This window comes from Brevibacterium ammoniilyticum, from assembly GCF_038429965.1.
Taxonomy (GTDB): Bacteria; Actinomycetota; Actinomycetes; order Actinomycetales; family Brevibacteriaceae; genus Brevibacterium; species Brevibacterium ammoniilyticum.
In genome coordinates this window covers 47,492-68,557 of record NZ_BAABNP010000015.1, presented here as the reverse complement: position 1 = coordinate 68,557, position 21,066 = coordinate 47,492, and the positions used below count along the sequence as shown (strand labels likewise).

The 21,066-nt window shown below is 67.4% G+C and carries 16 protein-coding genes and 1 pseudogene; 8 read left to right on the top strand and 9 right to left on the bottom strand.

The annotated features are described in order from the left end of the window. Positions 1–51 precede the first annotated feature (51 nt). Positions 52–1,485: a xylulokinase gene (locus AAHA49_RS15190; RefSeq protein ID WP_342038882.1), complete on the bottom strand. Its 1,434-nt coding sequence runs from the start codon at positions 1,483–1,485 to the stop codon at positions 52–54. Next, a complete protein-coding gene (locus tag AAHA49_RS15185; RefSeq protein ID WP_342038881.1) occupies positions 1,482–2,558 on the bottom strand; it encodes a 2-hydroxyacid dehydrogenase in 1,077 nt (358 codons plus the stop codon). Before AAHA49_RS15185 ends, AAHA49_RS15190 begins: the two co-directional genes overlap by 4 nt. Before the next feature lie 103 nt (positions 2,559–2,661). Between AAHA49_RS15185 and AAHA49_RS15180 the strand changes: the two genes are divergently transcribed. Then, a complete protein-coding gene (locus AAHA49_RS15180; protein ID WP_342038880.1) occupies positions 2,662–3,411 on the top strand; it encodes a DeoR/GlpR family DNA-binding transcription regulator in 750 nt (249 codons plus the stop codon). A gap of 36 nt (positions 3,412–3,447) precedes the next feature. Here the strand turns inward: AAHA49_RS15180 and AAHA49_RS15175 are convergent, their stop codons facing one another. Then, the gene (locus tag AAHA49_RS15175; protein WP_342038879.1) at positions 3,448–4,773 is read right to left on the bottom strand and encodes an MFS transporter; all 1,326 of its coding nucleotides are present in this window, start codon (positions 4,771–4,773) and stop codon (positions 3,448–3,450) included. A 190-nt stretch (positions 4,774–4,963) separates the two neighbouring features. Next, positions 4,964–5,971, bottom strand: coding sequence for an asparaginase (locus AAHA49_RS15170; RefSeq protein ID WP_342038878.1), 1,008 nt, complete (start codon positions 5,969–5,971; stop codon positions 4,964–4,966). Positions 5,972–6,070: 99 nt separating this feature from the next. Here AAHA49_RS15170 and AAHA49_RS15165 point away from each other — a divergent pair, with 99 nt between their 5' ends. The 5 genes from AAHA49_RS15165 (at position 6,071) to AAHA49_RS15145 (ending at position 13,638) form a co-directional block, all read left to right on the top strand. Next, on the top strand, positions 6,071–6,475 hold the full coding sequence (locus AAHA49_RS15165) for an MmcQ/YjbR family DNA-binding protein (RefSeq protein ID WP_342038877.1): 405 nt from the start codon (positions 6,071–6,073) through the stop codon (positions 6,473–6,475). Between the two features lie 106 nt (positions 6,476–6,581). Then, on the top strand, positions 6,582–8,045 hold the full coding sequence (locus AAHA49_RS15160; RefSeq protein WP_342038876.1) for a DUF3375 domain-containing protein: 1,464 nt from the start codon (positions 6,582–6,584) through the stop codon (positions 8,043–8,045). Then, entirely contained in the window at positions 8,042–8,968 is a 927-nt protein-coding gene (locus AAHA49_RS15155) for a DUF4194 domain-containing protein (RefSeq protein ID WP_342038875.1), read from the top strand. Before AAHA49_RS15160 ends, AAHA49_RS15155 begins: the two co-directional genes overlap by 4 nt. After that, on the top strand, positions 8,965–12,378 hold the full coding sequence (locus AAHA49_RS15150) for an ATP-binding protein (protein ID WP_342038874.1): 3,414 nt from the start codon (positions 8,965–8,967) through the stop codon (positions 12,376–12,378). Before AAHA49_RS15155 ends, AAHA49_RS15150 begins: the two co-directional genes overlap by 4 nt. Before the next feature lie 51 nt (positions 12,379–12,429). Further along, complete coding sequence (locus AAHA49_RS15145) at positions 12,430–13,638, top strand: Wadjet anti-phage system protein JetD domain-containing protein (RefSeq protein WP_342038873.1); 1,209 nt, start codon at positions 12,430–12,432, stop codon at positions 13,636–13,638. A gap of 7 nt (positions 13,639–13,645) precedes the next feature. On the opposite strand, the gene AAHA49_RS15140 is transcribed toward AAHA49_RS15145, so the two are convergent. Beyond that, a complete protein-coding gene (locus AAHA49_RS15140; RefSeq protein ID WP_342038872.1) occupies positions 13,646–14,395 on the bottom strand; it encodes a Fic family protein in 750 nt (249 codons plus the stop codon). A gap of 45 nt (positions 14,396–14,440) precedes the next feature. Then, positions 14,441–14,593: pseudogene (locus AAHA49_RS17875) on the bottom strand (Fic/DOC family N-terminal domain-containing protein); the annotation flags it as partial. 223 nt (positions 14,594–14,816) lie between these two features. Between AAHA49_RS17875 and AAHA49_RS15135 the strand changes: the two are divergent. Together AAHA49_RS15135 and poxB are read left to right on the top strand one after the other, a co-directional pair. Beyond that, positions 14,817–16,208 (top strand): MFS transporter, encoded by a 1,392-nt coding sequence (locus tag AAHA49_RS15135; RefSeq protein ID WP_342038871.1) that lies wholly within the window; start codon positions 14,817–14,819, stop codon positions 16,206–16,208. Between the two features lie 202 nt (positions 16,209–16,410). Further along, positions 16,411–18,126 (top strand): ubiquinone-dependent pyruvate dehydrogenase, encoded by a 1,716-nt coding sequence (poxB, locus tag AAHA49_RS15130; protein WP_342038870.1) that lies wholly within the window; start codon positions 16,411–16,413, stop codon positions 18,124–18,126. A 282-nt stretch (positions 18,127–18,408) separates the two neighbouring features. Here poxB and ribH read toward each other — a convergent pair whose 3' ends face one another. The 3 genes from ribH to AAHA49_RS15115 all read right to left on the bottom strand — a co-directional run bounded on the left by ribH (position 18,409) and on the right by AAHA49_RS15115 (position 21,026). Continuing rightward, a complete protein-coding gene (gene ribH, locus AAHA49_RS15125; protein WP_342038869.1) occupies positions 18,409–18,876 on the bottom strand; it encodes a 6,7-dimethyl-8-ribityllumazine synthase in 468 nt (155 codons plus the stop codon). A gap of 73 nt (positions 18,877–18,949) precedes the next feature. Continuing rightward, on the bottom strand, positions 18,950–20,287 hold the full coding sequence (gene ribA, locus AAHA49_RS15120) for a GTP cyclohydrolase II (protein ID WP_342038868.1): 1,338 nt from the start codon (positions 20,285–20,287) through the stop codon (positions 18,950–18,952). Beyond that, entirely contained in the window at positions 20,280–21,026 is a 747-nt protein-coding gene (locus tag AAHA49_RS15115) for a riboflavin synthase (protein ID WP_342038867.1), read from the bottom strand. The genes ribA and AAHA49_RS15115 overlap by 8 nt, the downstream gene beginning before the upstream one ends. Between the last annotated feature and the right edge of the window lie 40 nt (positions 21,027–21,066).

Sequence of the window (21,066 nt, the reverse complement as noted above, 5' to 3'; positions counted from 1 at the left end):
TCCTAAACCGATTGGGCGTGCCTCCGGCGGACAGGATGTCGCTCGCGGCCGTTATCGATCCCGCGCCATCTCGAGCAATGTCTCGAAACGCTCGAGCTTCTGCGCGTAGGGCGATGCCATCATCGGATCCGGAGTGAACCTCGACTCGACTTCGCCACCGAACCCCCGGATATCGCCTATGCCGAGGATTCCGACCGAGATCCCGCCGAGGAAGGCCGCACCGTGAGCTGCACCATGTCCTGCCCGCGGTCGCCCGACCCCCAACTGGAGTACGTCCGCTTTGATCTGCATCCAGACATCGGACGCCGAGCCGCCACCGGTGCTGAGCATCGTCCGGACATCGAAGCCTCGCTCCCGCAGCACCCTGATATCCGTGGCCAGAGCCAAGGCGTTGCCTTCCATGGCTGCCAGCATGATGTCGACTCCGTCGCTGGCCAAGTCGATGCCGTCGATGAGCCCACGCGTTCGTTGATTCCAGCTCGGCGTGCGCTCGCCGGCGAGTGCGGGAACGAATGTCAGGCGCGAAGGACGCGAACGTTGCCTCAGGGGACCGATTTCGCGCAGGTCGCTTTCTCCTCCGACGGTGCGGTTGAGCCAGTCCACAGTCGCGCCTGCAGTCACCTGTGCGGTGATGAGGAGGTCGACGTCCGGGATGCAGTGCCGAGAATGGATGAACCCGGGCACCGCTGTTGCGCGGGGAACCGCCAGCATAGTCACGCTGGAGAACCCGCTCATCTCGACGAGGGGATCGCCTACTTCGAGTGTCCCGGCTTCCAGTGCGCTGCCTACCGAGTCGATGGCTCCGGCCGCCACCGGAGTGCCTTCGGGTATTCCGGTGGCAGCCGAAGCGTCGGCGGTGACATGCCCGATGATCTCGGTTGTCGGTACCACCTCGGGGAGGAGCTCGACGCCCAGCCCGGTCCCCAGCAGGCGATCGTCGAACCGACCGGTCGTTTCGTCGAAGCCCTGCATGAGTGACGCCGTGCTGTCATCGAGGGTCGCAGCCCCTGTGAGTCTGAACGCGATGAACCCATTGGCGCTGAGCACCTGCTCTGTCCGCGCGGCGATCTCGGGCCGCTCTTCGATCAGCCATGCGAGTTTGGCCGTGCCGAAGAACGGGTCACTGCCGTGCCGATGTCCTGGAGCGATCTGAGCGATCCGCTCTCCCTGATCGACAGCGCGTCGGTCGAGCCACGTGAGCGCGGGTCCGATAGCTCGGCCCTCGTCGTCGATGGGAACCAATGTGGGTGCCTGACTGGTCACTGCCACCGACGCCACTGGGGAGTCAGCCACGACCCCGTTGCAGATCTCCGTCAGAGCGGACCACCACGCCTCGGCATCCTGTTCGGCACCGCTGTCACCGGTGCCGACGGCGGTGGGGTAGCGTGCAACGCCGTCGCGCAGCATTCTGCCGTCGAGAGTCGACGCGACCACCTTGACTCCGGATGTGCCGACGTCGATGCCGAGGAGGATTGCCGTGCTCATCTCTCGGCCCTTGCGGCTGAGGCGACGAAGGGCTGTGCGTCGGTGAGAGGGTGCATCGGCTGGGCGCCGTCGAGGGCGAGTCGCAGTTCGCGTGCGACACCGCTGGCAGCGCGTTCAGCCGTCTGCGTGCTGGCGCCTGCGATGTGGGGCGTGCAAACCACGTCGTAGCCCTGTCGGGCGAGCTGGAGGATCCGCTCGTCCATGTTCACAGGTTCGTCGGGGAACACATCGAATGCCGCAGCGCCGAGGTGGCCGGATTCGAGCGCGTCTGCGACGGCATCGTAATCGACGAGTCCGCCTCGGGCGGCATTGACGAGGATGCTGCCAGGGCGCATCAGTCCGATCCGTCGTGCATCGACGAGGCGCGCGGTCTCCGGAGTGAGACGGGCATGAATCGACACTGCATCCGCTCTGGCGAAGAGGTCGTCGACATCCGAAACGACCGTCGCTGTTCCCTCGAGGGCACCTGCAGGCAGATACGGATCGTAGACGATGACTTCAGCGCCCATCGCGGCGAGCACCTTCGCGACATGAGAGCCCACGGCTCCCGCGCCCACCAGGCCGATCGTCGAGCCCGAGACCTCACGTCCCACATGGTCGTGGCGGTAGAAGTCTCCTCGCCATTCGCGTCTGAGCAGGTTGCCGTGAGCGACGGGGATGCGACGAAATGCAGACAGGATCAGGCCCAAGGTCATCTCAGCGGTAGCGACCCCGTTGCGACCGGGAACGTTGACGACGAGCACTCCTCGTGCGCGGGCCGCCTCGACGTTGATATTGGACGGGCCTCCGCGTGACACCCCGATGAAGCGCAGCCCGGGAACCGCGTCGAGGACGCGCTCCGTAACGGGGGCGAGCTGGGTGACCAGTGCGGCTCTTCCGTCCAATGCGGCGATCAGCTCCTCCTCGGACCCCGATGCCTCGTCGACTTCGCCGACCGCACCGAAAGGCGTGTCCGGCCAAGGAAGCAGGAGTTCGCTGATGTCCACGCGATCTCCCAGTTCTGATGCGAGTGCCTTGGAAAACGTTTCGGGGAGGATGAAATTGTCGCCGGCTGCGAGGACCTTCACTGTCATTGCCTTCTTCTTTCGGATTGCTTGTGCTGGAACTGATCGGCTCTTCGATGGGACCGGGGTGACGTGTCCGACGGTCAAGGGGCGGCCACCTTAGGATTGGATCATGGGTTCATTGGCATCGGAGGAACGACGCAACTGGTTGGTGGCCGAGCTCAAGACCGCTGATTCGGTCTCGCTTGTCGGCGCTGCCAAGGCTCTGGGTGTCAGCGAAATGACCGTCCGTCGAGATCTTGACGTCCTCGAATCGGTCGGGCTGGCCCGTCGGGTTCGCGGCGGGGCAGTGACAGCTGGTCCGATGAGCTTTGAGAATCGCGACCGCAGCCATGCGGCTGAGAAGCGACTCATCGCCGAGAAGCTGTTGCCGCTGGTGCCGTCCGAAGGCGTAATCGCCATGGACTCGTCGACGACGATGCATCGCCTGGCAAGCATGCTCACCGGTTCTGGTCGGCTGACCGTGGTGACGAATGGCCTGCTCACTTTCGAAGCCCTGCAGAGGAGGCCGGGAGTCGTCGCCGTGCTCACCGGCGGAACGGCAGATGAGCGAAGCGACTCTCTCGTTGGGCCAGTAGCCTCTGCCACGCTCGAGACCATGCGATTCCCACTGTTCTTCGCTTCGGCGGCGGCCATCGACGAAAGCGGATGTTCAGAGGACACCTTCGAGGAAGCGGAGGTCAAAAGGGCGTTCTCACGGGCGGCCTCGGAAGTCGTCGTCGGCGTCCACTCACAGAAGCTGGGCAAAGAGGCAACAGCATCGGCAGTGCGCACCGAGGACATCGCCACTCTCGCAACTGAGCTCGATCCCGAGTCCGAGCAGCTCGGGCCGTACAGGGCTTCGATTCCGAACGTCGTATGACAACTGCTGCGTTGGCGGCAGGCATCGAATTCGGACTCAGGCACGCGGTGCTCCCGATTCCGGAGGCTCGGCTGTTGTGAGTGCGGCAGCCGTCTCCTCGTCCGCTTTGGTGAGGGAATTCTGGTCGACCTTCTGCAGGAAGCTCAGGGCGAACGACACGAGGTAGGTGCAGGCAAGGGCGATGACCGTCCCCGTAGTGCCGATCGTGCTCCACAGGAGGGTGACGATGAGTGACCCGACGAACTGCGACAGACCCGCCGCCAGGTTCAGCAGGGCTACCGCATTTCCGCGCCGATGCGGGTCGAGCGCAGGCATGAGTGCCGAGAGTGGAACGTAAGCTGCGATCGCGAATCCGAACACGACGACAGCGATCGCGGCGAGCCAGGGGTTGGGGCCGAAGAGCTTCGGAACGAAATACATGAGAAGGGTCGCCACGAACATCCCGATGGCACCGAACCAGCGGATGGTGCGCACCCAGCCGATCTTGTCGCCGAGGACGCCCCACATGAGGTTGGTGAACACCGTGACGAGGTAGACGAGGCTCCACAGCTGCAGCCAGGTCGTCTGTGCGAAGCCGATGTCACGGACGAAGACTATGGGCAGCATGACGATGAAACCATAGAGCGAGATCTGATTGATGATGCGCTGGACCATGCCGTAGGCCAGCTGGACATTGTGGAACGGCATGGCGATCGTCTCGCCGAGGATTCTTCCGAGCCCTCCGAACGTCCGGGGGCCTGAGTGGTCGGGTCCGCGACCCTTGACCAGGAATGCGGCCATGAGCCCGCCCACGAAGACGAAGCCGATCGAGCTCCACAGTGTGGGAAGTTCGCCGACGACGGGGATGACGAGACTGGGCAGGTAGGAACCGAACACTCCGACGCCCAGCGAATAGAAGCACCAGAACCAACCCATCGCCGACGAAAGCCGGTTTGAGGGAGCCGCATAGGAGATCCAGACGACGAAGCCGTAGACGAACATCGGATAGGCGAACGCCCTGATCGCATAGAGCACAAGGGTCATGACGTAATCGCCCTGCATGACTCCGAAGAGAAGGAATCCGATGTGGAAGATGATCCAGGCGACGACCGCCAGCGCCATGACTCGGCGTGGACCGAAGTATTCGGCGAGGACGCCGGAGGCGAAGGCGGCTATCGCCGCCATGAGCCCGTACACGGTGAAGATCGTTCCGACCTGATCCGTGCTGAAGCCAACGGCATTGACGAGATAGTCGGACAGGAATGCCTGTTCGAGGCCATCGCCTGTCATGAAGAATGCGATTGCCACATACCCCCAGAACAGGGAACTGGACAAGCCGAAGAAATTGCGGGTGGGCACTGTGCGTGCGGGGATTGCGGTCATCCGATGCTCGACTTCCTTGTCTTCTGACTGTGCCTTGTGACACACCGTCATGAAAGAGTATGTCATGAAATGTTAGAAGTTGTGAAGACGTGTGAATGCACTTGTTTCGGATAGTGCTCGTGTTTCGGTTCTCCCAGGGACGGGCGATGGATATCGTGTAGTGCTCTGCGCCTTCAGCGAGGAGCCTGGTTCACGCGAAGTGCGCGAATACCTCGGCGGGATCGAGGTTATGGCTGAGCGCCAGGGTCAGCGCGATCCGCGCCTTCCTCGCATCAAGGACACCCGCGGGGATGAGTCCGGCCTCGAGCAGGCCGATCTCGCCGCCGACGTAGCCGTACGTCCTCGTCAGGCTCGCCCCCGCCCCGGGTCGCGAGGCGAGGACGACGGGCATCTGCGCGCCGAGGCGGGTGACCGCCGGGACGAGATGCTCGGGCACGTGCCCGCCGCCGACTCCGGCGATGACCAGACCCGCGAACCCGGCCTCGCCGAGGCGGTCGAACGTCTCCGCCGGTTCCCCGAGTCCCACCTCGGCGAGGGCCACCGGAGGCAGCGACTCCGGACGGCCACGGCCGGCGAACGGAGAGCCGGCCAGACTCTGCTGGGGTGCGTGGGGGAGACGGACGACGTCCTCGCTGACCCAGCCGATCGCCCCGAGCACGGGCCCCGAGGTGAACGCGGCGGTCGAGGACACGTGCGCCTTGCGCACGTGACGGGGATCGTGGATCTCATCGTTGAACACGAGAACGGCCGGCAGATGTCGGGCCAGCGGTGAGAGCGCTGTGAGCGCCGCGGCACGGACGTTCGCAGGACCGTCGGCGCCGGGCAGAGTGGGATTGCGCATCGCCCCGGTCACGGCGATCGGAACACCGGAATCATTGAGCACCGAGAGCGCGAACGCCGTCTCCTCGAGCGTGTCCGTGCCCTGCGTGAGGACGATGCCGTGCGCATCCGTCGACCGCGCGAGCTCGACGACGTCGAAGAGCATCTCGAGCGTGACGTTCGCGCTCGAGACCTGTGCGACCTGCGTGAAGTCCGTCTGCAGATCCGGCCAGATCCGGTCGAGCCCGGCGGCCGCAGCGATCTCCGCGCCGCTGAGCGCCGGAGCGACCCCGCCGCTGCCGTCGGCGGTCGAGGCGATCGTCCCACCGAGGGCGGCGATGAGCAGGTGAGGAGGCAGAGCGGAAGCGGTGTCGGGCATGGTCCCGAGTCTAGCGAGATCCGTCTGGGGCGGCCCGCGCGGCCAGGGCTGCGACCGGTGGAGCGACGCCGCGTCACTGCCTCTTGCTACCCTCCCCACATGGATCCGGACACCGTGCTCAGGCTCGCCCACGACCAGGCGATGCAGTACCCGTCTGTGGTCATCGACCACCCGTTCGGCCCCGAGCACACGGTGTACAAGGTCCGCGGGAAGATGTTCATGATGCAGTACGAGCTGCGCGGCGTCCCGAGCATCAACCTCAAGATCGATCCGCTCGACGGCGAAGTCCTCCGCGACGCCTACGAGGAGATCGTCGTCGGCTACCACATGAACAAGCGGCACTGGATCACCGTGTCCGGCAGCGGCGACCCGGCCTCGGCCTTCGACGCCGGCCTTCTCCACGACCTCGTCCTCGAGTCCTACTGCCTCGTCGTGGCGAAGCTGCCGATCAAGGACCGCCCGGTCGACCCGGCGACGTTCGGCGGTCGGGAAGGAGAGAACTGAGCAGAGACAGAAGAGAGAACCCGATTGGAGTGGTCGAATAGCCGAACGCCAAGCCGACGGCACCCCGAATTGGCGCCGCCCGTTGACGACCACGACAATGGAGGGCATGTCAGCCCTGAGTTCCGCACTCGCGTACAAGCGACTGCTCGAGTCGAACGCGACTCTGCGCATGCTCCGTGCTGACCACCTCCCGGTCATGGCCGCGACCCTCGACGCCCACCTCGGGCGACCGGGCACCCGCACGCCCACCGAGGACCTCCACGAGAGCATCGACGCCGACCTCGAAGACCTGCGCGACCACTTCCCGCAGGCCACGCGCACCGCGAAGGCGTACTGTGACGACTGGCGCCAGGCGGGGATCCTCGTGCGCCGACCCGCCACCGCGGCGCGAGGCGAGACGTACGAGCTCACGGCCGCGGGCTTCGACGCGATCCGGATGCTCGAACAGCTGCGCACCCCGCCGCAGACGGCCACCGAGTCCCGCCTCGTCAGCCTCGCGCAGGCGGTGCGGCAACTCGCGATCGACACCGACCCCGACAGTTCGCGGCGGCTGGCCTCCCTGCGGGCCGAACGCGACCGCATCGACGCCGAGATCGCCCGCGTGCGCCGCGGCGACCCGCGCTCGCTCGTCCTCGACCGTCGCCGCGCCAACGAACGCGTCGCCGACATCCTGCAGCAGGCCGGTGGCCTGCCGGCTGACTTCGCGCGCGTGCGCGCCCGCTTCGAAGAGCTCAACCAGGACCTGCGGATCTCGATCCTCTCCGCCGAGAGCTCCCAGTCGAAGGTCCTCGACGAGGTCTTCCGTGGAGTCGACCTCATCGAATCCTCCGACGAGGGCCGCACCTTCTCCGCCTTCTCCGCCCTCGTCCGCGACCCCGAACAGGCCGCTGCCTTCGACGAGGACATCGCCGCGATCCTCGACCGCGACTTCTCTGCGGCCCTGACCCCGGAGACCCGCCGTTCCCTGCGCACCCTCATGCGGCAGATGAAGGACGGCTCCCGTGAGGTCTCCGACATCCTCACCGAATTCGCCCGCGGCCTGCGCCGCTACGTCCACTCCCACGAATTCCAACGCGACCGCGTCATGCGCACCCTCATCCAGGACGCCCTTGCCGCGGCCGCGCCCGTCGCTGAGCACCGCAAGCCCTATGACGACCTCGACGTCGACCTCGAACTCTCGAGCGTTCCCCTCGGCAGCCTCGGCGAAGTCATCCTCCACGACCCCGCCGAATTCGACGCCGGCGACGAACTCGGCGAAGCAGGGGAGTCGGTGATCGACTTCGCCGAGCTCATCGCGATCGCCCGCGAATCCGAGATCGACTTCGCCGAGCTCACCGACAACGTCAACGCCGCCCTCGACGGCGGCGGGAGCATCTCCGTCGCCGAGGTGCTCCACCGATTCCCCGCCACCCAGGGCCTGGCCAGCGTCGTCGGGCTCCTCTCCCTTGCGAGCACCTACGGCACCGTCGAGCCCGACGCTCGCGAGCAGATCGTCTGGAACGGAATCGACGGCATCGAACGCAGCGCCGTCATCCGCCGCCACCACTTCACCGAAGGCATCCGACTATGACCGAGACCCCCCAGACCGAGACTCCCGAGGCCGCGACCCCCGATGCCGCGACCCCCGTCGCCACGACCGCGGAGGCAGCGGCTCCCATCGCCGAGACGCCCAACGCCACGACAGACCGGGCCGCCGCGGCGTCCGATGCCGACGACTGGCAGGCCTACGGCAACCCGAGCGCACTGTGGACCGGCGACACGGGAACCCTGGGACAGAACACCCGCCGCGTCATCCTCGAACTCCTCAAAGGCCCCTATGTCTCGGGCACTCAGAGCCCGCAGCTGTGGGCAGCGCTCGTCGCCGACGAAGGTCTCGTCCGCTCCCGCCTCCACGAGCTCTTCCTCGACCTCGTCATCGACAAGGTCGACGAATTCGCCTTCACCCGCAAGGTCGTCACCGACGAACTCGACGTGCCGGCCGCCGTGCGCAGCGAACGCCTCACCTTCCTCGACACCGCGATGCTCCTCGTCCTGCGCCAACTCCTCCTCGCCGCCCCCGGTGAACGCCGCGTCATCGTCGACCGCGAAGAGGTCTACGAACGCCTCGCGATCTACCGCACCGGCGACGAATCGACGTTCGTGCGCAACCTCAACGGCGCGTGGGGCCGGATGAGCAACCGCCTGCGCGTCCTCCACAAAGCCGGCGAGGACCGCTTCGAAATCTCGCCCATGGTGAAGTTCCTCATCGACGAGGACCGGGTCCGCGAACTCATCGACGTCTACGAACGCATCGCCGGCACCGCGCCGACCGACACAAGTGATCCCTCCGACCCAGGCGATCCCGCCGAGGCGACCGACCGCGATGACGCACCTGACGTCGATGCCGACCCCGCCGAGGCGACCGACCCCGCCGACGCACCCGCATCCGACCCCGGCACCTCCGCCGACACCCCCGCCGACACCCCCGCTGGCACCCTTGAGGACGACGCATGACCGAGGCCCTCTTCCCGCTCGACGCCGCCCTCATCGCCGACCAGGCCCGCGCCCGCGGCGCGCATCGGCCCGACGTCGGCAGCCAATGGCGACTTTCGGAGATCCAGATCGCGAACTGGGGCACCTTCGACTCCGACATCCACCGGATCCCCGTCTCCCACCAGGGCCACCTCATCACCGGGCCCTCCGGCTCCGGCAAATCCTCCCTCCTCGACGGCATCGCAGCCGTGCTCACCCCCGACAAGTGGCTGCGCTTCAACGTCGCCGCGCAGACCGCGGGCAGTCGCGTCGACCAGCGCAGCCTCGTCAGCTACGTCCGCGGCGCCTGGACGCGGACCGCCGACGCCGACGAGGACCGCGTGGTCAGCAAATATCTGCGCCCCCGCGCCACCTGGAGCGGCATCGTCCTGCGGTATGACAACGGGACCGACCGCCCCCTGTCTCTGGCCCGCCTCTTCTTCATCAAGGGCTCGAGCACGAAGACCGCCGACCTCGGCGACGTCTGCATCCTCGAACGCGCCGAACTCGACCTCGCCGACCTCCAGCAGTACGCGCGCACGGGACTCGAGACCCGCAGACTCAAGACCGACCGGCCCGACGCTCTCATCACCTCCAACGGTGCGCACGCGAAGTTCTACGCCCGCATGCGCAAGGTCTTCGGCATGGCCAGCGAATCCGCCCTCCAACTTCTCCACAAGACGCAGTCGGCGAAGAGCCTCGACAGCCTCGATCGGCTCTTCCGCGACCACATGCTCGAACCGCCCAACACCTTCGCCCTCGCTGACACGGCCGTCGGCCAGTTCGGTGATCTCAAGGACGCCCACGACCACGTCGTCGAACTCCGCCGTCAACGCGATCACCTCCTCGGCCTCCGCGAAGCGGCCCGCCGCTTCGACGCCGCCCACGACGCCGAAGCGAAGGCCGTCGCCCTCAACGATGCGCTCCTGCCCTACCAGAAGCGCCGCGAACTCGACCTGCTGCGCACCGACCTCACCACCCGCAGCCGTGACCTCGTCGAACTCGAAGTCGCAGCCGACCGCGCCCAACGCGACCACACCGGGGCCGTCGACGACTACGACCTCGCCCGCCGCGCCACCCTCGAACTCGGCGGTTCGGAAGCCGAACACCTCCAGCAGCGCATCGCAGCAGCCGAAACCGACCGGCGCGCGATCGCCGACCGGTGGGCCGGCCTCGCCCGCCAACTCGAGCAGGCCGGCATCGACCAGGCTCCCACCTCGGCGGCGGAGTTCGCCGAACTCAAGGACCAGATCACAGCGACCCTCGACGAGGACGCCCCGGACGCCGGACCCAGCCACGCCGACCACGACCGCTTCTCTGCAGCCCGCCGTCGGGTCAGGGACATCGAGACGGAGATCGACTCGCTGCGACGGTCCGGTTCGACCGTGCCCGATGCACTGCTCACGATCCGTAAGGAGATCGCCGAGGGCGCCGGTCTGAGCGAGAAGGCCCTGCCCTTCGCTGCCGAACTCATCGAGGTCGACCCCGCACACGCGAAGTGGACGGGCGCGATCGAACGCGTGCTCCGCCCGCTGGCACTGACCGTCCTCGTCCGCAGCGAGAACCTCTCCGCCGTCCGCTCATGGGTCGACGCCCACCGCATCCGCGGCCGCCTCGTGTTCGAGGAGATCCCCGCGCAAGCACCGAAGCTGCGCCCCGCGAACAGTGAGAAATCCCTGGTCAACAAGGTCGACGTCGATGACTCGGGATTCGGGCAGTGGGTGCGCTCGACGCTGTCGGAGCGCTTCGACTTCGCGTGCGTCGACCGTCCCGACGAACTCGACGACCACGCCCGCGCCGTCACCCTCGCCGGGCAGGTCAAGACCTCGCGCACCCGGTACGAGAAGGACGACCGCCGCCGCCTCGACGACCGCAGCCAATGGGTGCTCGGCGACCGCGAAGCCAAACTCGAAGCCCTCATCGACGCCCTCCGCGAGGCTCAGGCCGAGCTCGCCGACGCCGAGGAGATCGTCCGCGCCGCCACCGCGGAGGCCGCGCAGGCCAACCGTCGCAAGGGCATCCTCGCCGGCATCCGCGAACAGTCCTGGCGTGACGTCGACCGGGCCGGCGCCGAGGCGGCCATCGCCGCCCTCGAGAAGCAGCTGAGCGAACTCGAAGACGCCGACGGCGACCTCCAGCGCGCGATCGGCGCCGAACGCGAAGCCAAAGCCGCCAAGGAGGCCGCCGAAGCCGCATCACGGGACGCCGACTACGCCCTGCGCCGGGCGAATGAGGAGATCACGACCCTGCGCGCCGCCATCGAACGTCTCACCGAGGACGTCGAGGCCGGCCGCATCGCCGAGGTGGCCCCTGAGCTCGCCGAGGCCCTCGACGCCCGCTTCCGCAAGGTCCAGCGCAGCATCCGCCGTGAGGCGCTCGCCGAGGTGGGCCAACAGGTCTCGCAGTCCCTGCAGGCGGAGAAGGACCGCGCCCAGGCCGCCTCGAGCGAAGCCGGACGGACCGTGACCCGCCTCGCCGCGGAGTTCAAGGCCGCCTGGCCCTCGGTGACCTCGCAGCTCACCGCCGAGGTCGCCGACCGGCACGACTACATCGCGATGCTCGACGAGATCCTCGCTCACGGTCTGCCCGACCACGAGACCCGTTTCCGCGACCTCCTGCGCGAACGCTCCCGCGACCTCATCGGCGAACTCCTCAACGAGATCTACGCTGCCCCGCACGAGATCGAGGACCGGGTCGCGCCCATCAACTCCTCGCTCCTGCGCTCCCAGTTCGACGAGGACCGCTACCTTCGGCTCAAGGTCAAGACCCGCAGGTCGGAGACCGTCAACGCCTTCATCTCAGACCTCCGCACGATCGCCGGCGGCAGTTGGGCCGACGACGACATGGACACTGCGGAACAGAAGTACTCCACTCTCGCCGAGGTGATGCGCCGCTTCGCCTCGAGCGAGCACGTCGACCGCGTGTGGCGCACCCAGTGCCTCGACACCCGCCTGCACGTCAGCTTCCTCGCCGAGGAGATCGACGACCACGGCCGCGCCCACGCCACCTACGATTCCGGGGCCGCGATGTCGGGCGGTCAGCAGCAGAAACTCGTCATCTTCTGCCTCGCCGCAGCCCTGCGCTACCAGCTCGCCGACCCCGACGAGGCAATCTCGAAGTACGGCACGATCATCCTCGACGAGGCCTTCGACAAGGCCGACACCCGCTACACCCGCATGGCGCTCGACATCTTCATCGAGTTCGGCTTCCACATGGTGCTCGCCACCCCGCAGAAGCTCCTCCAGACGATCGAACCCTACGTCGGCGCGGCGACGTCGATCGAGAATCCCAGCCGGCAGAAGACGCTGACGGCGACGATGGTGTGGGACGAGACGGACGATGCTGCCGCGGCCGAGAGCGCTGCGGCGGCCGAGAGTCCCGAGGCCGGGTGACCAGGCGATGCCCGTCCGGAGACCGTGTGAGCGCGGGACGGTGAGAGACCGATGACGATGCTCACCGTCGCCGAGGCGCGCGCGAAGGCCCGCACGAAGCTGACCGCGAGCATGGCCGCTTGGGCGGCACGGCCCGCCGAAGCGGCCGGCATCGACATCGCCCTCCACCCGCCGACAGAGGCCCAGGTGCTCGCCGATCAGCGAGCGGCCGCCGACTGGGCGGCAAGCTGGCGTGCGATCGCCGCACCCGAATCCCCAAGCACCGGATCGTCGAGCACCGAGTCATCCACCACCGACGGCGTGCGCGTCGACTGGGCCGAACGGTCCTGGGCGCGGGTCGGGCGCCAGCAGGTTCCCGTCCGGCTGAGGCTGACCGACGCCGAGGCGGTCGCCGGTTTCGTCGGTGGCGACCCGGCCCGCCGGTGGCGGTGCCTGCGCGATCGGGCCGCGACCATGCGCTCGGGATTCGGGGAGACCGAGGCGCTCGCCTCGGCGATCCGCGCACACGGCAAACGGATCCTCGGCCTCGACGATGAGGCCTTCACCACGCTCATCGACGTCGTCGACTGGCTGCGTGCCCACCCCGTGGGCCGCCTGCGCCCGCGCCAGCTGCCGATCCGCGGCGTCGACTCGAAATGGTTCGAAGGCCACCGCAGCCTCGTCACCGCCCTCCTCACGGCCGCCGGGTGCCCCGCTGCGCTCGACGTCCTCGACGCCGAAGCCCGGATCCGGATGCGCATCCTCGACGAACACCTGGCTCCGCACGGTCTCGGCGACGTCACCGCCCCTGTCACGGAGCTTGCCGCACTCGACCTCTCACCCGAGGTCGTCTTCGTCTTCGAGAACCTCGAATCCGTGCTCGCGATGCCCGCCTGGGCGGGCGCGGTCGTCATCCACGGCTCCGGCTACGCCGTCGACGCCGTCGCCGAACTCGGCTGGGTCGCGTCTGCCCGGGTGATCTACTGGGGTGATCTCGACAGCCACGGCTTCGCGATCCTCGCCCGGCTGCGCGCGCATCTGCCGGCCGCCGCCTCGGTGCTCATGGACGAAACGACACTCCTTGACCATCGGGACCTGTGGGTGACCGAACCCCGCCCGCACACCGGCCGACTGAGCGGTCTGAACGGAACCGAGAACCGGGCGCTCGCTCGGATCCGGGCGGAGGGCAATGTCCGCCTCGAACAGGAGCGCATCCCCTGGGCCACCGCCCTGACGGCTCTGCAGGCACAGGCCGGGCCCGGCCTGGCCGAACACGGGTGATCGTCTCCTAGTCGCTCAGGCGTTCTGAAGGGGGCCGCGACGGAAGCTGAAGCAGCCGCCAATTGATGAACAGCCGCTCTCGCCCCGCTTTGACTGTTCTCAGCTGGTTCCGTTCCACCAGGTCGTTGAGCCATTTGCTGGCTGTCGGACGGGAGACGTTGCAGCGATCGACGACGTCGGCGGTGCGCAGGTACGGGCGTTCGAAGAGAAGATCGAGTAGATCGGTGTCCGACCGTACGACTGAGTTCTCACGTATCTCGGTCCTGAACTCCATCTGCAACTGTTGGATGTCGTCGATGAGGTTCAGCGTCAGTTCGGCGGTCGATCGGACTCCTTTGAGCATGAAGAGAAGCCAGCTCTGCCAATCGGAGTCCTTCGTGACATTGAGCAGCAGTCGGTAGTATTCGTTCTTGTTCTCGATGATGTACCGGGACAGATACAGCACAGGTTTTTTCAGCAGACCTGCGTCGATGAGCATGAGGATGTTGAGGATTCGTCCGGCGCGGCCGTTGCCATCGGGGAAAGGATGAATCGCTTCGAACTGGTAGTGCGCGACTGCCATGACGACAAGCGGATCAAGGGCCTGCTGACCGTGAATGTAGGACTCCCACTCGACCAGCTTCTCGGTGATGACCTCGCGGCCGCTGGGCGGCGTGTAACGCACAGTGCGAGTTGCAGGGTCGCCGATGAACGTGCTGGGCAACTCCCTCACAGTGGTCTCATGTCCGTTGACACCGGAGCAGATCCGGGCCGCCATCGCCGCAGAGATCGGACGGAAACGAAGCTCTCCGACACCGAGGTAGAGGGCAGATCGGTACCGCAATGTCTCTTTCGTCGCGGGGTTGGCTCGGACGCTTTCGACCGACGCCAGCTGGAACAGTTCGTCCGTCGTCGTGACGATGTTCTCGATCTCCGAGCTTGCCTGCGACTCCAGCAGAGTCAGCGCATTGAGCAGGATGGACGTGTAAAAAAAGTGGGAAAAATTTTACATGTCAGGCGTACGCGTCAAACTGCTTTACACGTGCACCGTACGGCGAGTTTGACCGAGTCGCCGGTCAGGCCCTCCGCGCGACTGTGACCTCTGCCCCATTCCCGCCTTGACCCGGTGGATCCCGTTTGAATTCCTCTGGGTTGACTGTGAACATTAGGTGTCCTGAATGTGAACAGAAGGGGAACCTGTGGGAGAGCGACTGAGGTCCGGTCTGGGATGGCTCGCAGCGCCGAGCCCGGCACCGCGGCTGCCCGATGACGAGGTGGCGCGACGGTACCCCCGACTGCGGGCGCAGGTGTTCATCGGCATCTTCGTCGGCTATGCGGGGTTCTACCTCATCCGCAACAACGTCCCCCTGGTGGGCAGCCTGCTCATCGACGAGGGCCGGATGAACCCCGTCGGACTGGGGATCATCGCCAACGCGGCACTCATCGCCTACGGGTTCTCGAAGTTCTTCTCCGGGATCGTCTCCGACCGTTCTAACGCCCGCCTGTTCCTCCCGATCGGCCTGGCACTCTCGGCGGTGGCGAACCTGCTCATCGCCGGCGTGCCCTGGCTGTCGTCGTCGATCGCGATGTTCGCGATCGTGATGTTCGTCAACGGCTGGGTGCAGGGCATGGGCTGGCCGCCCAGCGGACGCGTCCTCGTCCACTGGTTCTCCACGAGCGAGCGGGGCATCAAGACCTCGATCTGGAATGTCGCCCACAACGTCGGCGGGTTCTTCGTCGGCGTCCTCGCCGCACTCGGCCTCCAGCTCACCGGTGACGACTGGCGGTCCGTCTTCTGGCTGCCGGCGCTCGTCGCCCTCGCCGTCGCCCTCTTCGCCTTCCTCATGATCCGCGACACCCCCGAATCGCAGGGACTGCCTCCGATCGAGAAGTACAGGGACGACCCGGCCAAGGTCGAAGCCGACGCACACGAGGCCGAAACGCTTAGCACGTGGCAGACGATCGAGAAGTACGTGCTGCGCAATCGGACGATGGTCCTCCTCGCCCTGGCCAACGTCTGCGTGTATGCGCTGCGCTACGGGATCCTCACCTGGACACCCGTCTATCTCTCCGAGGTGCGCAATGCCAGCCTGACCGGGGGCATCGCCGGCTTCTCGCTGTTCGAGCTCGCCGGCATCGTCGGCACGATCCTCTGCGGCTGGCTCTCCGACAAGATCTTCCGCGGCAACCGCTCGATCACGGGCATCGTCTTCATGATCGCGGTGGCCGCCGCGACCGCCGTGTACTGGCTGGCCCCCGCCGATGTTCCCCTCTGGATCCCGCTCGCGACGGTGACGGTGATCGGCGGCCTCATCTACGGTCCCGTCATGCTCATCGGACTGCAGGCGCTCGATCTGTCCCCGCGGAACGTAGCCGGAACCGCGGCCGGCTTCACGGGCCTGTTCGGCTACGTCCTCGGCGCGACGATGGCCTCGAGCGGAGTCGGACTGGTCGTCCACAACTTCGGGTGGGACCTCACCTTCGCGCTCCTCATCGCCCTCTGCCTCCTCGCGGTCGTCTTCCTCGCGATCATCAACCGGGATGAGAAGAAGTCGATCGCCGAGCACCGGGCACACGCGGTCGTGAGCTGACGACCGCCTCGGCGGGAAGTGCGGCTCGCGGCCGACAGCTGCGCTGACGACCGCCTCGGCGGCCCCGGCTCCGGCACTCGAGGTGTCGCCGCACTCACACCTTCGGCGGCAATGCTCAGGTCTAGACTGACAGCAGCAGTCCATGCCTCTCACCGGGGCGCAGACCAGGGCTCCGGTGGCCGTGTCCGACCGAAGGAGCACTATGCCCACCGTCGCCAGGAACATCGTCGACACCCTCGTCGAGAGCGGAGTCAAGCGGGTCTACGGAATCCCCGGTGACTCGCTCAACGGCTTCACCGACGCCCTGCGGGTCAACCCCGAACTCGAATGGGTCCATGTCCGCCACGAGGAGGGCGCGGCCTTCGCCGCCAGCGGTGAAGCGGCCCTGACCGGAGAGCTCGCGGTGTGCGCGGGCAGCTGCGGACCCGGTAACCTCCACCTCATCAACGGCCTCTACGATGCCCAGCGCTCCCGCGTGCCCGTGCTGGCGATCGCCGCGCACATCCCCAGCGAGGAGATCGGGTCGAACTACTTCCAGGAGACGCACCCGACGGAGATCTTCCGCGAGTGCAGCGTCTACGTCGAACACGTCGCCCACCCCTCGCAGATGCCGCGTCTGCTGCGCATCGCGATGCGGGAGGCCGTCGAGAAGCGCGGCGTCGCCGTGCTCGTCATCCCCGGCGACGTGGGCCTCGCCGACATCCACGCCGAGGCGGAGAAGATCTCTTTCTTCCCCTCCCGCGTCATCCCCGCCGAACCGCTCATCGCCGACGCGGCCGCAGCGCTGAACGAGAGCAGGAAGGTCGCGATCCTCGCGGGAGCCGGCACCGAGGGCGCCCACTCCGAGCTCATCGCCATCGCCGACGCCCTCCAGGCCCCGATCGTCCACACGATGCGCGGCAAGGAGTTCGTCGAATACGACAACCCCTTCGACGTCGGGATGACGGGTCTGCTCGGGTTCTCGTCGGGCTACCATGCGCTCAAGTCGTGCGACACGCTGCTCATGCTCGGCACCGACCTGCCCTACCAGCAGTTCTATCCCGACGAGGCGACGGTCATCCAGGTCGACGTCCGCGGTTCGCAGATCGGCAAGCGCACCAAGGTCGACATCGCGCTCGCCGGCACGGTCGCCGACACCGTCAACGCGCTGCTCCCGCTCATCCGCACCGGGCGCAGCAGCTCGTTCCTCAAGTCGGCGACGAAGCACTACGCGAAGACCCGCAAGGACCTTGACGAACTCGCGACCCCGTCGAAGCGGACGATCCACCCGCAGTACCTGACGAAGCTCATCGACGAGGCGGCCACCGACGACGCGGTGTTCATCCCCGACGTCGGCTCACCCGTCGTGTGGGCGGCGCGGTATCTGACGATGAACGGGCGGCGCCGCCTCATCGGGTCATTCAGCCACGGCTCGATGGCCAATGCGCTGTCCCAGAGCGTCGGCGCCCAGGCCGCTTATCCGGGGCGGCAGGTCATCGCGCTCGCCGGCGACGGGGGACTGGCGATGCTCCTCGGCGAGCTCATCACGCTCACCCAGAACGATCTGCCGGTCAAGGTCGTCGTCTACAACAACTCCTCGCTCAACTTCGTCGAGCTCGAGATGAAGGCCGCCGGGTTCGTCACCTTCGGCACGGACCTCGAGAACCCGAACTTCGCCACCATCGCCGAGGCGGTCGGCATCAAGGGCTTCCGCGTCGAGAAGTCGAAGGACCTGCCGGCGGTCGTCACCGAGTTCCTCAACCACGACGGGGCCGCCGTCCTCGACGTCACGACCGAACGCCAGGAGCTCTCGATGCCGCCGTCGATCACCGCCGAACAGGCCAAGGGCTTCGCACTCTACGCGATCCGCACGGTGCTCTCGGGCAAGGGCGATGAGCTCATCGACCTCGCCCGCACGAACGTCCGCCAGCTGTTCTGAGGCCGGCCGAGGCGGTACCCGCGCACTCGGCGTGCCCCGCAGGAGGCGCGCACCCCGCGCACCTCGCGGGAGGCGTGCACCCCGCGCACCGCGCGTACCCCCGCAGGAGGCGCGCACCTCGCCTGAGACGCGGATTCTGGACTCTGAGTGTCGATTCGAAGCGCTTGAATCGACACTCAGGGTCCAGAATTCTGTCCGCACCCGGTGCCGGGCAGTGCTGACTACCGGTGCCGGCTACTGGTGACTGCGGGTGCCGACCACTGGTGACCGCGGGCGTCGGGCTCAGAGCGGGTAGGGCGCCAGCGCCGAGGCGGTCGCCAGGGCCGCCGTCATCGCCTCGTGGCCCTTGTCCTCGCGGGAGCCCTCGAGGCCCGCACGGTCGCGCGCCTGCTCTTCGTTGTCGCAGGTGAGCAGCCCGAAGCCGACGGGGCGGCCGGAGTCGATGGCAACACGGTTGAGTCCGTCCGTGGCCGCCGAGCACACGTAGTCGAAGTGGGGTGTGCCCCCGCGGATGACGACGCCGAGGGCGACGACGGCGTCGAAGTGCTCGGCGACGCGGGCCGCGGCGACGGAGAGTTCGAAACTGCCGGGGACGCGGATGAGCGTCGTGCGGGCTCCGGCGTCGGCGGCCGCGCGCTGGGCGCCGTCGATGAGGCCTTCCATGACCTCGGTGTGCCAGGAGGCGGCGACGATCGCGACAGTGAAGTCGCCTTCTGCCAGGGTGATGTCGGGTGCGCCGGAGTGGGCCATGAGTGAGTCTCCTTGATGATGCGTCGTGGTGCAGTGGGTGGTGATGGTGTGGTGCGTGGTGGAGGCGTGCTTCTCAGCAGGCCAGATGCAGCGTGTGGTGCATGCGCGTCTGCTTGGTCGCGAGATACCGCGCGTTCTCCGGCCGCGACGGAACCTCCAGCGGCACGACCGCCTCGACGGTGATCCCGAGGTTCTCCAGCGCCTGCGTCTTCGCGGGATTGTTCGTCAGCAGGCGGATCCGGGTCAGGCCCATCTCCGTGAGGATCGCAGCGGCGGCCCGGTAGTCGCGGGCATCATCGCTGAGCCCGAGTCGCAGGTTCGCGTCGACCGTATCGAGGCCCGTGTCCTGGAGGGCGTACGCACGGATCTTGTTGCTCAGACCGATGCCGCGGCCTTCGTGCCCGGTGAGGTAGATGATCGCGCCTCCCTCCTCGGCGATCAGGTGCATCGCCCGATCGAGCTGCTCCCCGCAGTCGCAGCGGTGCGAACCGAAGACGTCCCCGGTCAGGCACTCCGAGTGGACGCGCACGAGCGGAGCCGTCGACGACTCCACACCCCGATAGACGCCGAGGTGGTCATGCCCGTCGACCGTGAAGGCGCGGGCATTGAAGCCGCCGTACTTCGTCGGCAGCGGCACTTCGTCGGAGGGGTCCGCACTCGCCTCGGAGACGGGGGTCGGCAGCCGCGCAGGCGCAGCGGGTGCCGCCGAGCCCGGAGTCGAGGAGGCTTCCTCCTCCTGGCGGTCGGCGTCTTCGACGTGGGCGATGAGCTGTTCGATCGAGACCATGACGAGATCGTGTTCATCGACGAAGTCGCGCAGGGCGTCGAAGCGCATCATCGATCCGTCGTCGTGGACCACCTCGGCGATCATCGCCACCGGTCGGGCACCGGCGAGGCGCGCGAACTCCACCCCGGCCTCGGTGTGGCCGGGACGCTCGCGCACACCGCCGTCCTTGGCGATCAGGGGGAAGACGTGCCCGGGGCGCGTGATCGCGGCAGGGTCCGGGCGCTCGGCAGCGAGGATGCGACCGGTGAGGGCGCGTTCGGCGGCGCTGATGCCCGTCGTCACTCCGACGGCGTCGCAGCTGATCGTGTACGCGGTGCCCTTGGGGTCCTCGTTCGCTGCGACCATGGGCGGCAGGTCGAGGGCGGCGGCCCGGTCGGCGGTCATCGGTGCGCACACGACGCCCGAGCTGTGGCGGACGATGAAGCCCATCGTCTCGGCGTCGGCGAATTCGGCGGCGATGATGAGGTCGCCTTCGTTCTCGCGGTCCTCGTCGTCGACGACGACGATGGGCCGGCCCGCGGCGATCTCGGCCACGGCCCGGTCGATCGTGTCGAGGCGGGCCGTGAGCCTCTCGGCGGCGGGGTCCGTCGCGAGGGCTGCCGTGGTGGGTGAGGTCTCAGTCATGATCGACTCCTCGGTTGTCGGTGGTGGATGGGGTGGCAGTGGGTGCGGTGGTGGCCGCGACGGCGGGTGGGGCGAAGGCGAGGAGGCGGGCCGTGTACTTCGCGATGACGTCGACCTCGACATTGACGGGATCGCCGAGGCCGCTGCCCCCGAACGTCGTATGCGCCAAGGTCGCGGGGATGAGCCCGACCTCGACCCATGCCTCGGCGGTGGCCGGGTGGCCTGCGACCTCGGGCGGGTCGGACACCGCGGTCACGGTGAGCGAGACGCCGTTGAGGGCGATGGAGCCCTTGACCGCCGTGAAGGGGGCGAGGCCGGCGGGGATGCCGATGCGCAGCGTCGTCCACTCGGGATGGTCGATGCGGGAGATGATGCTGCCGAGCCCGTCGACGTGACCTTGGACGACGTGGCCGTCGAGGCGGCCGGAGGCCGGGGTGCACCGTTCGAGGTTGACCTCATCGCCTGAGGTCAGGGCCCCGACGCCGGTCAGCCGGAGGGTCTCGCCCATGATCTCGGCGACGAACCGGCCGGAGGCAGGCAGGTCACCCGCCGCGCCACCAGCAACGTCACTCTCCGCCTCGGCGACGATCGAGGTGAGGCACACGCCGTTGACGGCCAGTGACCCGCCCTGCTCGAGGTCGGCGACGATGTCGCCCGCGTCGAGGGTGAGCACGGCCGAATCCTCACGTGCCTCGAGGTCGACGACCTGGCCGATGCCTTCGATGATTCCGGTGAACACGGGTTCCTCCTGTGATGGTGTGCGGTGAGGTGAGGCGAAT

Bases quoted from the DNA above. Each gene is read 5' to 3' on its own strand.
- AAHA49_RS15150 (WP_342038874.1), top strand. From the start codon at position 8,965: ATGACCGAGGCCCTCTTCCCGCTCGACGCCGCCCTCATCGCCGACCAG.
- ribH (WP_342038869.1), bottom strand. From the start codon at position 18,876: ATGGCCCACTCCGGCGCACCCGACATCACCCTGGCAGAAGGCGACTTC.
- AAHA49_RS15180 (WP_342038880.1), top strand. From the start codon at position 2,662: ATGGGTTCATTGGCATCGGAGGAACGACGCAACTGGTTGGTGGCCGAG.
- AAHA49_RS15175 (WP_342038879.1), bottom strand. From the start codon at position 4,773: ATGACCGCAATCCCCGCACGCACAGTGCCCACCCGCAATTTCTTCGGC.
- ribA (WP_342038868.1), bottom strand. From the start codon at position 20,287: ATGACTGAGACCTCACCCACCACGGCAGCCCTCGCGACGGACCCCGCC.
- AAHA49_RS15160 (WP_342038876.1), top strand. From the start codon at position 6,582: ATGTCAGCCCTGAGTTCCGCACTCGCGTACAAGCGACTGCTCGAGTCG.
- poxB (WP_342038870.1), top strand. From the start codon at position 16,411: ATGCCCACCGTCGCCAGGAACATCGTCGACACCCTCGTCGAGAGCGGA.
- AAHA49_RS15140 (WP_342038872.1), bottom strand. From the start codon at position 14,395: ATGGCGGCCCGGATCTGCTCCGGTGTCAACGGACATGAGACCACTGTG.
- AAHA49_RS15145 (WP_342038873.1), top strand. From the start codon at position 12,430: ATGACGATGCTCACCGTCGCCGAGGCGCGCGCGAAGGCCCGCACGAAG.
- AAHA49_RS15170 (WP_342038878.1), bottom strand. From the start codon at position 5,971: ATGCCCGACACCGCTTCCGCTCTGCCTCCTCACCTGCTCATCGCCGCC.
- AAHA49_RS15165 (WP_342038877.1), top strand. From the start codon at position 6,071: ATGGATCCGGACACCGTGCTCAGGCTCGCCCACGACCAGGCGATGCAG.
- AAHA49_RS15185 (WP_342038881.1), bottom strand. From the start codon at position 2,558: ATGACAGTGAAGGTCCTCGCAGCCGGCGACAATTTCATCCTCCCCGAA.
- AAHA49_RS15155 (WP_342038875.1), top strand. From the start codon at position 8,042: ATGACCGAGACCCCCCAGACCGAGACTCCCGAGGCCGCGACCCCCGAT.
- AAHA49_RS15190 (WP_342038882.1), bottom strand. From the start codon at position 1,485: ATGAGCACGGCAATCCTCCTCGGCATCGACGTCGGCACATCCGGAGTC.